Raw genomic sequence first — 12283 nt, 5'->3', positions numbered from 1 at the left:
GACCGTACGCGATGTGACAGGCGGGTCGCAGCTTGCGACCCGCCCACGGATTACCAGGCCTTGCGAACGCCGAGTGTCCCCGCGACGCGCCGATAGTTGCGTGCACCGAAGCGGGTTTCCACATCGCCCCACACGCGCCAGCCGCTATGTCTCAGGAAGGCGACGCCGAGTTTCAGCGCGTAGCTATTGCGCGGCACGCCACCTGCGAAGGCGTCGCCGTCGAGTTGCGTGGCGTCCATCTTGCCGAGGCGGCGAAGCCAGTTGGCAGCCACGTACGGTGAGGCGACGTGGCCGCCCGGCGTGTTCCAGCGAGCCGCCGCACGAGCGCCAAGACGGCTGGTAAGGCCGCTGGCATGAGCGGGGATGACACGGGTTCCATTGGCCTCGGTATGCCTGCCACCGCGCAGGCGGGTGGCGAGCAACTGTGCCTGGGGTTCCAGGTACGCGTCGGATTCCGAGCCCAGCGTGGTGCGCCAGCGATGACCGGCTTCGATACTGGCGGTGAGCGCGCCGCTACCGTAGCGCTCGTTCTGCAAGGCGTCGCCTTCCACTCGCTGGTTGAAGTGCGCGTATTGGGTCCAGCCGCGCAGGTACATGCCATTGTTGGCCCGGACTCCGGCGTAGACGCCGGCGGCCGCACCGCGCACGCGCCCCTTGGCCGAATAGCGTGTGAGCAAGGAATGGCCACGCGTATCCGCTTGTCCCGCGGATGCCATGACGCCCAGGTGTGACGCGGCGACGCCGTCACCGCGAAGCAGGTCGGCGCCCACGGTGAGTTCGTTCGTGGCGGTTGTCGTGGTGATCTGGTCGCGCAGGTCGAACGTGGTGTGCTGGCGTTCGAAGCGTGCCCACGCACTGCGGCGGGAGCCTTCGTCTTCCTCGTCTTCACCCGCGCCCGGTCCCGCCTGGAACATGGCGAGCGCCGCCGTCTGGTTGGCCCGGTACGTTCCCGTTTCCGGACGCAGCACTGGCGCGGGCGGCTCGCCAGGATCGACCCATTCGCCCGGATCCGGCGGTGTCTCCGGGTCGACAATGACCTCGCGCACGCTCGATCGCAGGTACCAGTCGCCGTCGTCGGGTTGGCTCAGGGAGCCCTGGTACAGGAAATACTCGTGCGCTCCGGCGACCGCGCGGCCAGCGAGCCGGAAGCTGCCTTCCGAGCGACCGTCGACCCTGACAAGGGGGATGCCGTCCTCGGTGTGGTCGCCGGTGCTGCCGAGCATGTCGATGGCGATCAGGCTGCCTCCGGAGGTATTGCCCGTGACATGGACGAGGTCGGCCGGGGAGTGATCGTCGCCTAGCTGGCCGCGCATCCGGAACAAGCCATCGTTGCCCTCGTAGTCGCCGTCGATGGTGAGCGTGCCGAATGCCCCCGGCGCAGCTGGCGCAAAAGCGACGACGCCATGATCGTTGCGCAGGCTGCCGATGCGGCTGTCGCCGGTGACGTTCCAGGTGCCGCCGCTCTCCAGGGACACATGGCGCAGGATCGATGTGGCGCCGGACCAGGCGGCGCCGTTCTTGATGGAAAGCGAGAACTTCGTCTGGTCGGACAGGGGCGCATCCGGTTTGTCCGAAAGGCGGATAGCCCCCACGGCGACGGCACGGTCGTCCAGCACCACGGTGAAGGCCTGCGTGGAGCCCGGGTCCACTTCCGCGAACACCCCGTTTCCACCAGTCAGCGATGCGCCCCCACCGAGGCGGACGATGCCGGGATCGTTGAGGCCTAGCGCGGCACCGTTCTGGCTATGCAGGGAGCCACCATCCATGCGCAGCGTGCCGCCCGCCTCGACGATGGCACCGTAGGCGCCGGTGCCCGAAACCTCGACCGTGCTGTCCGTGCTGCGAATGTCGCCGCCGGAAGCGTGGATGCCGTGCGCGCCGGCTCCCGAGGTGCCGATCGATGAATTGCGCAGTTGCACGGTGCCGCCCTGGGTCGCGAACACGCCGTAGGCCGACGCGCCGGCCGTGGAGACGCGCGAGTCGCGGACATCGACCTGTGGGAGACGGCCCGGATGATCGCCCCCCTGCGCGAGCAAGCCATGGCTTTGCTGGCCGTGCGTAACGACGTCGACGTTTCCGACGGCGACCGAGCCGCCACGATTGTCCAGGCCCGAGGCGAAATCGCCCGTGGTTTCGATGCGCGTGTCGGCCAATGACAGAGGCCCGCCGTTGGCCACGCTCACACCGGCGGAATGTTCGCCATGGGTGAGGAGGTTGCTGCGGGTGACGGTGAACAAGCCGCTGCCGGTGTTGATGTTCAACGCGTTCGCCCACTCGCCGTTCGTGGTCACCTGGACATCTTCCAGGGTGGCGGTGGCGGTGTCCTGGGTATGGACGCCGTGGCTTTCCCTGCCCAAGGTCTCTATCTGCGTGCGGCGTGCGGAAAGCGACGAACTGCCGTCGCGGGCAATCAGCCCGGCGGCGTTGTCCCCCTCGGTGCGGATGCTCGTTCCCTCGACCAGGAACTGGCCGCCATCCTCGGCCACGATGCCGGCGGCGACCGTGCCCAGCGTATGGATGCTGCCACCCTCGATGCGGCCGGCCGCGCCGTCCAGCGCGAAGGTGGCGCCCGTGGCGCTGCCGCCCTCGGTACGGATGTCGACGCCGTAGAGGGAGGTGACGGTGCCTTGGGTGCCCGTGACATAAAGGCCATGGGCGAGGTCGCCCTTCGTGGTGAGCGCGCCGCCGGTGAGGGTGACTTCGCTGAAGGCGCCGGTCACGCGGATGGCCGATGCGGATTCCCCCTGGGTACGCAGGATGACGTGCTTGCCCTCGGCCTTGCCGCCGTTGGTGGCCAGCACCCCATAGCGCGATGGTTCGCTGGTTTCGTAGGTTCCGGCGTCGATATCCAGCCAGATGCCGTCGGCCACGAATGGCGGGGGCTCGGCCGAGACCGCCGGGGCGCAGCACGCCGCCACGAAGGCGGCGAGGTATCGGCGGGGAGAGGGGTGTTGTATGGTCAAAGCGTCACTCCTTGTCAGGCGGCTGGGCAGGGGTGCCCAACAGCAACTTTCGGGTGACAGGGTAGGGGCTGGCTTCAAATGGCGGAACGCGATTATTCTGAAAATGTCTGCGAACGCCGTCTGCGATGCGCCGCCGGACATCCACGCTTCACAATAGCCGTTGCACCCTAGACGGGTCCGTCTTTGGACGGGTGCGTCCCGGATGCGAGTTTTATTTTGTCTGCAAGCGCGACGATTGCCGTGGAAGGTTCGCCGTTTCGGCGGTATGCTCCGCAGCGCTTGCCCTATACATAACAAATGAGGAGCCCTAAATCATGAAGGTCATTTCCATCACTGCCCTGGCTTTTGTCGCCGCTGCCATGCTGTCGGGCTGCAACAAGTCCGATGACACCTCGGCCGCCGCGCCGTCGTCCGCTTCGACCGCCGCTGCCGCCCCCGAGGCTGCTCCGGCCGCCACCCCGCCGGCCGACACCACCCCGCCGGCCGCCAGCACGGCCGCTCCGGCTGCCGCCGGCACCGCCGCTCCGGCTCCGGCTTCGACCGCTTCGGGTCAGTAAGCCGCACTCGCGAACGCCCGTCCTTCCCCGGAAGGACGAGCGGATTCGCGGAAAAAACGCCGCTGCTGTTCGCAGCGGCTTTTTTTTGTCCGCTGCCGGGATCGCCGACAAGGTCGGCTCCCACACACCTTCTCCCACCTGATGACCTGTAGCCCTTCCGTTCAGGATGCGGCAGGCTAGGACGGTTCCGTCCCACTGCCACAGGAATGCCCCATGCCACGTCGTCCCGTGTTGCTGCCCATGCTCGCGCTGTCCCTGGTCGTCGCTTCGTCGCTCGTCGCCGCGCAGACCGCGCCGCTGACGCCGGATATTCCGGCAAAGTACGACGCGCCCACCAGCGCCAACGACTACGTCAAGCGCGTCGTCGAGATTCCGATGCGTGACGGGGTGAAGCTGCACACCGTCATCGTCATCCCGAAGAACGCGAAACACGCCCCGATCCTGCTCACCCGCACCCCGTACAACGCCGACGGGCGAGCGGAGCGCTCGGACGCTCCCACCATGCGCAACCTGCTGCCGATGGGCGACGAGGTCTTCGTGGACGCCGGCTACATCCGCGTCTTCCAGGACATTCGCGGCAAATACGGCTCGGAAGGGGATTACGTAATGACCCGGCCCCTGCGCGGGCCACTGAATTCGTCCGACGTCGACCATTCCACCGATGCCTACGACACGATCGAATGGCTGACGAAGAACCTGCCCGAGTCCAATGGCAAGGTCGGCATGATCGGTTCTTCCTATGAGGGCTTCACCGTGGTGATGGCTCTGGTGAACCCCCACCCCGCGCTCAAGGTGGCCGCGCCGGAGAGCCCGATGGTGGATGGCTGGATGGGCGACGACTGGTTCCACTATGGCGCCTTCCGCCAGACCAACTTCGACTACATCACCGGCCAGAACGCCAAGCGCGGCAAGGGTGCGACCATCCCGCGCGTGGGCTACGACGACTACGCCAACTTCCTGGCCGCCGGTTCCGCGGGGGATTACGCCCGGGCCGCGGGCCTTGACCAGTTGCCCTACTGGCGCAAGCTCAGCGAACACCCCGCCTATGACGCCTATTGGCAAGGACAGGCGCTGGACAAGGAAATGGGCCGCCAGCCGCTGAAAGTGCCCACGATGTGGGTACAGGGCCTGTGGGACCAGGAAGACATGTGGGGGGCCATCCACAGCTACGAGGCGGTGGAACCCAAGGACAAGGGCAACGACAAGAACTACCTGGTAATGGGTCCGTGGCGGCACAGCCAGGTGAACTACGACGCCTCGTCGCTGGGTGCGCTCCAGTGGGATGGCGACACCGCGCTGCAGTTCCGCCGCGACGTCCTCCTGCCCTTCTTCAACCAGTATCTGGTCGATGGGGCACCCAGGGCGAATACGCCGCCCGTGCTGATCTACAACACCGGCGAGAACCATTGGGACCGCTTCAAGAGCTGGCCACAGGCCCGGTCGAGCCGTCCGATGTACCTAAATGCCAACGGTAAGTTGTCGTTTGAGGCGCCTGGCGCGGCCGAAGCCAAGTATGACGAGTACGTCTCGGACCCGGCGAAGCCGGTGCCGTACGTGCCACGTCCGGTGCGTTTCGCCGATCGCCAGTCCTGGACCACCTGGCTGGTGCAAGACCAGCGGTTCGTCGATGGACGTCCGGATGTCCTGACCTACGTGACCGAGCCGCTCACCGCGCCGCTGAAGGTGGCTGGCGCACCCCAGGTGAACCTCTACGCCTCGACCAGCGGCACGGACAGCGACTGGGTGGTGAAGCTGATCGACGTCTATCCGGACACCAACGCCAGCACGCCGACGATGGGTGGCTACGAACTTGCGGTCTCCATGGATATCTTCCGCGGCCGCTACCGCGAGAGCTTCGCCGAGCCCAAGGCGCTCACGCCGAATACGCCGCTGGAGTACCGCTTCGGCCTGCCGACCGTGAACCATACCTTCCTGCCCGGGCACCGGGTGATGGTGCAGGTGCAGTCGTCGTGGTTCCCGCTGTACGACCGCAATCCGCAATCCTTCGTGCCCAACATCTTCTTCGCCAAGCCATCCGACTACCGGAAGGCCACGCAGCAGGTATGGCATGCGCCCGGCACGGCCAGCGCGATCGAGCTGCCGGTGGTCCAGGGCGGCAAATAAGCAAGGCAGGGCCTGGGGACGCGACCACGTTTGCGTTCCCTGCACGCCACCGGCGCGATCCTCGGTCTCCACCCGAGCCCGAGGATCGCCCGCATGGCCCGCCCCATCTGGACCGGTACGCTGTCGTTCGGTCTGCTCAACGTGCCGATCCGGTTGATGTCCGGCGAGCGCCGCAACGACCTGCATTTCCGCATGCTCGACCAGCGTGACAATACGCCGGTGCGCTATGAACGCGTCAACGCGGATACCGGCGAGGAAGTCCCCTGGAAGGACATCGTCAAGGCCTTCGAATACCAGAAGGGCAACTACGTGGTCCTCGAAGAGGACGATATACGTAACGCCGCCAGCGACGCGCACGAGACCGTGGAAATCGACACCTTCGTCGATGCCAGTGAGATCTCGCCGGCGTACTACGAAAAGCCCTATGTGCTGCTCCCGGCGAAGAAGGCCGAGAAGGGCTATGTGTTGCTGCGCGAGACGCTGAAGAAAACCGGTAAGGCCGGCATCGCCCGCGTGGTCATCCGGACGAAGGAATACCTTGCCGCCGTCATACCGCAAGGCGATGCCCTGGTCCTCAACCTGCTGCGTTACAAATCGGAGGTCGTGGACGTGGACGACTTCGAACTGCCGGGGAAATCCACCGCCGACTACCGCATCACATCGCGCGAGATAGAGATGGCGACCGACCTCGTCGAGTCGATGTCGGGCAAGTGGAAGCCCGAGGATTACCGCGACGAGTTCCGCGTGAAGTTGCGCTCGGCCATCGAGAAGCGCCTCAAGAGCAAGGGTGTCACCGCCAGGGTGGAGGAAGAGGAACACACGCCGGAGAACGCCACGACGAACGTCGTCGATTTCATGGCGCTGTTGAAGAAGAGCATCGGCGCGAAGACGCGCACGCCGGCGGCGAAGAACGCTACGGAACCCAAGGCGGCGGCGAAGAAGGCGCCGGCGAAGAAAACCGTCGCGAAGAAGGCGCCGGCAAAAAAAGCGGCGGCAAAGAAGACGGCGTCGCGCAAGGCTCCGGCCAGGCGCAGGAAGGCGAGCTGAGCCATGGCCGGACAGAATGTCGGCGGCATCACCATCACCCATCCCGAGCGCGAGGTGTTCGGCGAGGGTGGCCCGACCAAGGGCGAGGTCGCGGCGTATTACGAAGCGGTCGCTCCGTGCATGCTACCCGAGCTGCGCGGGCGTCCGCTCTCGCTGGTCCGTTGCCCACAGGGCACCACCGGCCAGTGTTTCTTCCAGAAGCACCACAGCGACAAGCTCGGCGAGCACGTGAAAGCCGTCACGTTGACGGAAAAAGACGGAGGCGAAGCCGAGTACATCTATGTGGACGATGTTGCCGGTGTGCTCGAACTGGTGCAAATGAACACGCTCGAATTCCATCCCTGGGGCGCCCGTGCCGACAAGCCCGATCAGCCGGACCGCCTGATCTTCGACCTCGACCCGGCCACGGGCGTGGCATGGAAGGACATCGTGGCGGCGGCTCGCGAGATCCGTGATCGCCTTGCCGAAGCGAAGATGGATAGCTTCGTGCGCACCTCCGGTGGCAAGGGACTGCATGTGGTGGCCCCGTTCCGTCGCGGGCCTTCCTGGGATGCGGTGAAGGCGTTTTGCGAAGGTATCGCCGATGCGATGGTCGCGGACAAACCCCAGCGTTACATCGCGCAGGCCAGCAAGGCCAAGCGCGAAGGCTTGATCTTCATCGACTGGTTGCGCAACACCCGTGGCGCGACGAGCGTCACCGGATGGTCGTTGCGCGCGCGGCACGGCGCACCTGTCGCCATGCCCGTGCGCTGGGAGGAGATCGCTCGCCTGAAAAACGGCGGCGCCTTCGATCTGAAGAAGGCGTTGAAACGAGCGGCGTCCGCGGATGCGGACCCTTGGGCGGACATCGCGACGCTTAAACAGTCGCTGCCCTAGCGCACAAATGGTTCTGGTGGGAGCCGGCTCCCACAAAAGGTCGGCTCCCACCAGCGCGATTTGCGATCAGAAATCCCAGATCACCGGTACCCAGCGGAACTTATCCCCGCTGACCGCGACACGGCCCACGGAGGGGAAGGGCAGGTGGGTGGCCACCATCAACGAGCCGCTTTCCGCCATCTCGCGGAACAGGTTCACGCGCACGCGGGCCGCTTCTTCGGGATCGTGCTCGAAACCGTTGGACCATTCCGGGTGGTCGAAGCCGACGGGGAAGACAGCGTCGCCAGCGAACGTCAGCTTCTCCCCGCGCGAGGTCAGCGCAACCACGGAATGCCCCGGCGTGTGTCCACCGGTGCGCCGAACGACGACGCCCGGCGCCACTTCGTACGATTCGTCGAAGGTCTGGATGCGATCGCGATATTCGTTCGCAAAGCTCTGTGCGGTCGATCGAAGCACCGGTGGCACCGCAGGCGGCATGGCGGTGTGGGTGAAGTCCGGTGCCTCCCAGAACGCGACCTCGGCGGCGTTCACGTGGATACGGACGTCCGGACGCAATCCCTCCTTCACGCCCTCGACAAGCAAGCCGCCGACATGGTCCATATGCATGTGGGTGATCACCACATCGGTGATCGATGCGAGATCGATGCCGGCGGAGGCCAGTCGCTGCGGAAGGTGGCCGGTGCGCGGGAAGCCAGGAAACTGGATGCCCAATCCGGCGTCGATGAGGATCGTCTGTTCACCGCTGCGCACCACCATCACGTTCAGCGGCCAATCGAAGGTGTCCGGCGGCATGTACATGTAACCCAACCAATCCGACAGGTCGGTGGGTGCGGCGTTCGCCGCCATGGTCACCGCCGGTATCGGCATGACACCGTCGCTGATCACGAGCACGTCGATGTCGCCGATCTTCACCGCGTAGCGGGACGGGACCAGTTCTTGAGGGGGCTGCGCGGCGGGACGCGCGATAGGAGCTACGGACGACATGATGGAGACCTCCAGGGGGATGCGTCTGCATCCTAGGCCGCGGGAGATATCGTCAGTAGATCCTTCGAGCGCGTCACCGTGTTGCCTGAAACGCACCACGCGGTGGCGTAGTGCCGGGCTCCTGCCTTTCAGCGGAGCCCGGCTGGCGATCTTTACTTGGCCTGCATCCGTCGCAGCGAAGCCATCACCTCGTAGCATGCGCCCATCGTGTGATAGTCGGTCTTGCCGGCGGGGCTCTTCTCGTCGTCGTACTTCTCGTTGTTACGCTTGAGAATGCGATACCACGCGCCGTACGTGTGGTCGACGAAGTGTTGCCAGCTGTAGGCCCAGATCTTTTCGTACCACTCGTCGTACTTCTTCTCGCCGGTGGTCTCGAACAGCAGCTGCGCCGCACCCAGCGACTCGGCCTGCACCCAGAAATACTTGTCGTCGTCGCAGACGTCGCCCTCGGGCGAGAAGCCGTAGGCGATGCCGCCGTATTCCTTGTCCCAGGCCTTGTCGAGCGCTTCGTCGAAGAGGTGCTTCGCCGTGGGAACGAGCCATGGCTTATGCCGCGCGGTACCCTTGGTATAGCGCTCGAGCATCATCAGCAGCTTCGCCCATTCGGTCTGGTGGCCGGGCTGGAAGCCCCAGGGACGGAACAGGTGCTTGGGATTGTCGAGGTTGTATTCCCAGTCGATGGTCCAGTCGCTGCGGTAGTGCTCCCACACGAGCTTCTGCGGCGTCAGGCCGGCCTGGCGCTGGGTCATGTTCCCGGCCAGCAGCAGCGCGCGGTCGAGGAAACGGTCGTCCTTCGTGGCTTCCCACGCGGCGATCATCGCCTCGGTCATGTGCATGTTCGCGTTCTGGCCGCGGTAACCGGTGAAGTTCCAGTCCTTGTCGGCCTCGTCGCGATAGAGGCCGTAGGACGGCTCCCAGTAGCGCTTCTCGAGCAGGTCCCAGATCTCGTTCTGCCAGCCCTTCGCTTCCTCGAAGCCGACCTTCACGCCGCAGGAATAGGCCAGCAGCATGAAGGCGAGCCCGTAGCAGTGGTTCATCTGGTCGTCGCGCTTGCCGTCGGCGATGGTCCAGGCGTAACCGCCGGTTTCCGGATTGAGGTGCACCTCGCGCAGGTACTTCAACCCGTGCATCGTGAGTTCCTTGTCCTCGGGCTTCTTGAACTCGAGGTAGGCCATCGCGTGGTTGAAGACGAAGCGCGTGCTGGACACGAGGTGACGGTGGGTCTTGTCGTAGACCGTGCCGTCGTCCTTGTAGTACTGGAAGAAGCCGCCGGCAGGATCGACCTCGTTCGGCTTGTAGAAGGCCATGGTCTTGGCGACGTGATCGCGCAGGACATCGACGGAATGGAAATCGGGAAGGGGAACGGTCGTCATGCGTGCTTCTCCATGAAGGCCTTCACTTCGGCCTGGTCGGGGATGGCGGTGAACGAGCCCTTGCGGGTGGCGGTGATCGCGCCGCACGCGGCGGCGAATCGGATCAGGTCGACGAGGCGGCGCTCGTCGGCGATGAGCGCGTCGAAACGTTCGGGGGTGACGCCTTCGGTGGCGAGGCGGGCGAGCAGCCCTCCGACGAAGGCATCGCCGGCGGCGGTCGTGTCGACGGCGTCCACGTGATAACCCTCGATCGTGCCGCGCGCGCCGCGCGAGAACCAGCGCATCGGCTCGGCGCCGTCGGTCACCAGCAGCAGGCGTGCCTTGCCGCGCCAGAGGCGCTCGAGCACGGCGTCGTCGGAACCCGCCCCGGCATGGATGAAGGCGAACTCCTCCGCGCTCAGCTTGATCACGTCCGCCTCGTTCAGGGTTTCCCACAGGCGCGGCAGCGGTGCCTCGTCGCGAGGCCACAAGGCGGGACGCAGGTTCATGTCGAAGCTCACCAGCGCACCGGCCGCGCGGGCGCGGCGCATGCCTTCCACCGTGGTGGCGGCGATGGCGGCTTCGGTCAGGGAGTTCGAGCAGACATGGAAGATGGCGAGGTCGTCGAAGGATTCCCTGCGGAAGTGCTCGGGACGGAAGAGCAGGTCCGCGGCGGGCGGACGGTAGAAGCTGAAGCTGCGATCGCCCTTGTCGTCATGGGCGACGAAGGCCAGCGCCGTGCGCGCCTCGTCGGTACGGGCGATGTCGTCGATACCGACACCGAGTTCGGTAAGGCTCTTGAGCAGGAAGTCGCCGAACATGTCGCGTGCGAGCATGCCGGCAAAGCGGGCCTGGGCACCCAGGCGTGCCGCGGCGACCGCGACATTGGCCGGCGCACCGCCGGCAAAGGGAACGAAGGCGGGAGGCTGACCGGCGCCGCCCTGGGGCTGTGCGTGGAAATCGATCAGCGCCTCGCCGAAGCAGAGGATGGAAGACATGCGTACGGCCTGTCCTTGGGGGCGAGGTGAAAAGAGCGACGGCCGGCTCCGAGGCCGGCCGTCGTCATGGGGCGCTTAGCGAGCGGCGACAGGCACGCCGCGGATCTTCGAGCCGCTGAGGCCGTAGAACACGATGTACGCGTAGCAGATCAGCGGGATGAAGAAGGCATGCTGCAAGCCGATCTGGTCGGCGATGACACCCTGGATCCAGGGGATCAGCGCACCGCCGACGATGGCCATGATCAGCAGGCTCGAGGCCTTGCCGGTCAGCGGACCCATGCGCTCGATGCCGAGCGAGAAGATCGTCGGGAACATGATCGAGTTGAACAGGCCGATGACCACGATGCTGTAAACGGCCACGGTGCCCGTGGTCATCATGGTGGTGAGCACCAGCAGCATGTTGATCACGGCGAACGCGGCAAGCAGCTTGCGCGGCGAGAACTTGGCCAGCAGGGCCGAGCCGATGAAGCGGCCGACCATCGCGCCACCCCAGTAGAACGCCACGTGGCTGGCGGCCACTTCACCCGACATGTTGCCGATTTCAGGCAGCTGCAGGTAGTTGATCATGAAGCTGCCGATCGCCACTTCACCACCGACGTAGAAGAAGATGCCGAGCACGCCGAAGAACACGTGCGGGGTCTTCAGGGCATCCATCAGCGTGTGGTGGCTGTCGTCGGCCTTCTCGGTGGTTTCTTCCAGTGCCGGCAGCTTGAACAGGTATACGCCGACGGCGAGGAGCACCAGCACGATGGCCAGGCCGATGTACGGGCCCTGCACCGTGGAGGCTTCATGCGCGCGATAGGTGATCTGTTCCGCCGCCGAGAGCTTGGCGATGTCCGCGCTGCTCTTCACGGCGCTGGAGAGGATCAGGAAACCACCGAAGAACGGGGCGAGGAAGGTGCCGAAGGAGTTCAGCGCCTGGGCCAGGGTGAGGCGGCTGGAGCTGGTCTTCTCGGGGCCGAGCAGGGCGACGTAAGCGTTTGCCGCCACCTGCAGCACCGTGATGCCGGTGGCGAGGATGAACAGCGCGGCGAGGAAGAACGGGTACAGGCGCATGCCCGCGGCGGGCCAGAACATGGCCGCGCCGATGCCGGCGACGATCAGGCCGGCGACGATGCTCTTCTTGTAGCCGAGCGCGGCGACGATCCTGCCCGCCGGCAGCGACATGATGAAGTACGCCCCGAAGAAGGTGAACTGGATCAGCAGCGCCTGGGCGTAGTTCAGTTCGAACACGGCCTTCAGGTGCGGGATGAGGATGTCGTTCAGGCAGGTCAGGAACCCCCACATGAAGAAGATCGTCGTCATCACGCCGAGCGCGAGGGGGAAATAGGTGTAGCGGGTGTCGCCCGAGGTCGTCGATGACGACGAGCTGGACGATGGCG

At 65.5% G+C, this 12283-nt stretch carries 9 protein-coding genes; 4 read left to right on the top strand and 5 right to left on the bottom strand.

Features of this window, described 5'->3' with window-relative positions:
- Positions 1 to 50 precede the first annotated feature (50 nt).
- Complete coding sequence (locus ACN9M2_RS15695; protein WP_426285566.1) at positions 51 to 2963, bottom strand: autotransporter outer membrane beta-barrel domain-containing protein; 2913 nt, start codon at positions 2961 to 2963, stop codon at positions 51 to 53.
- Between the two features lie 314 nt (positions 2964 to 3277).
- Here ACN9M2_RS15695 and ACN9M2_RS15690 point away from each other — a divergent pair, with 314 nt between their 5' ends.
- The 4 genes from ACN9M2_RS15690 to ligD all read left to right on the top strand — a co-directional run bounded on the left by ACN9M2_RS15690 (position 3278) and on the right by ligD (position 7567).
- Positions 3278 to 3520, top strand: a complete 243-nt coding sequence (locus ACN9M2_RS15690; RefSeq protein WP_426285565.1) for a hypothetical protein — start codon at positions 3278 to 3280, stop codon at positions 3518 to 3520.
- A gap of 240 nt (positions 3521 to 3760) precedes the next feature.
- A complete protein-coding gene (locus ACN9M2_RS15685) occupies positions 3761 to 5644 on the top strand; it encodes a CocE/NonD family hydrolase (protein ID WP_426287939.1) in 1884 nt (627 codons plus the stop codon).
- Positions 5645 to 5737: 93 nt separating this feature from the next.
- Positions 5738 to 6691, top strand: a complete 954-nt coding sequence (locus ACN9M2_RS15680) for a Ku protein (RefSeq protein WP_426285564.1) — start codon at positions 5738 to 5740, stop codon at positions 6689 to 6691.
- A gap of 3 nt (positions 6692 to 6694) precedes the next feature.
- Complete coding sequence (ligD, locus tag ACN9M2_RS15675; RefSeq protein WP_426285563.1) at positions 6695 to 7567, top strand: non-homologous end-joining DNA ligase; 873 nt, start codon at positions 6695 to 6697, stop codon at positions 7565 to 7567.
- Positions 7568 to 7633: 66 nt separating this feature from the next.
- On the opposite strand, the gene ACN9M2_RS15670 is transcribed toward ligD, so the two are convergent.
- From ACN9M2_RS15670 to fucP, 4 genes are all read right to left on the bottom strand, one after another.
- On the bottom strand, positions 7634 to 8551 hold the full coding sequence (locus tag ACN9M2_RS15670) for an MBL fold metallo-hydrolase (RefSeq protein ID WP_426285561.1): 918 nt from the start codon (positions 8549 to 8551) through the stop codon (positions 7634 to 7636).
- Positions 8552 to 8703: 152 nt separating this feature from the next.
- The gene (locus ACN9M2_RS15665; RefSeq protein WP_426285560.1) at positions 8704 to 9924 is read right to left on the bottom strand and encodes an AGE family epimerase/isomerase; all 1221 of its coding nucleotides are present in this window, start codon (positions 9922 to 9924) and stop codon (positions 8704 to 8706) included.
- Entirely contained in the window at positions 9921 to 10901 is a 981-nt protein-coding gene (locus ACN9M2_RS15660) for a carbohydrate kinase family protein (RefSeq protein ID WP_426285559.1), read from the bottom strand. The genes ACN9M2_RS15665 and ACN9M2_RS15660 overlap by 4 nt, the downstream gene beginning before the upstream one ends.
- Positions 10902 to 10976: 75 nt before the next feature.
- Positions 10977 to 12206 (bottom strand): L-fucose:H+ symporter permease, encoded by a 1230-nt coding sequence (fucP, locus tag ACN9M2_RS15655; protein ID WP_426287938.1) that lies wholly within the window; start codon positions 12204 to 12206, stop codon positions 10977 to 10979.
- Between the last annotated feature and the right edge of the window lie 77 nt (positions 12207 to 12283).

Source organism: Luteibacter sp. E-22, assembly GCF_049913125.1.
In the GTDB taxonomy this organism is placed as follows: domain Bacteria; phylum Pseudomonadota; class Gammaproteobacteria; order Xanthomonadales; family Rhodanobacteraceae; genus Luteibacter.
Note: the sequence above shows the minus strand (reverse complement) of the source record. Positions and strands in the feature narration are given on the sequence as shown.

Coding starts and splice junctions, on each gene's coding strand:
- ACN9M2_RS15660 (WP_426285559.1), bottom strand. CDS start 10,901: ATGTCTTCCATCCTCTGCTTCGGCGAGGCGCTGATCGATTTCCACGCA.
- ACN9M2_RS15680 (WP_426285564.1), top strand. CDS start 5,738: ATGGCCCGCCCCATCTGGACCGGTACGCTGTCGTTCGGTCTGCTCAAC.
- ACN9M2_RS15690 (WP_426285565.1), top strand. CDS start 3,278: ATGAAGGTCATTTCCATCACTGCCCTGGCTTTTGTCGCCGCTGCCATG.
- ACN9M2_RS15685 (WP_426287939.1), top strand. CDS start 3,761: ATGCTCGCGCTGTCCCTGGTCGTCGCTTCGTCGCTCGTCGCCGCGCAG.
- ACN9M2_RS15670 (WP_426285561.1), bottom strand. CDS start 8,551: ATGTCGTCCGTAGCTCCTATCGCGCGTCCCGCCGCGCAGCCCCCTCAA.
- ligD (WP_426285563.1), top strand. CDS start 6,695: ATGGCCGGACAGAATGTCGGCGGCATCACCATCACCCATCCCGAGCGC.
- ACN9M2_RS15665 (WP_426285560.1), bottom strand. CDS start 9,924: ATGACGACCGTTCCCCTTCCCGATTTCCATTCCGTCGATGTCCTGCGC.
- fucP (WP_426287938.1), bottom strand. CDS start 12,206: ATGACGACGATCTTCTTCATGTGGGGGTTCCTGACCTGCCTGAACGAC.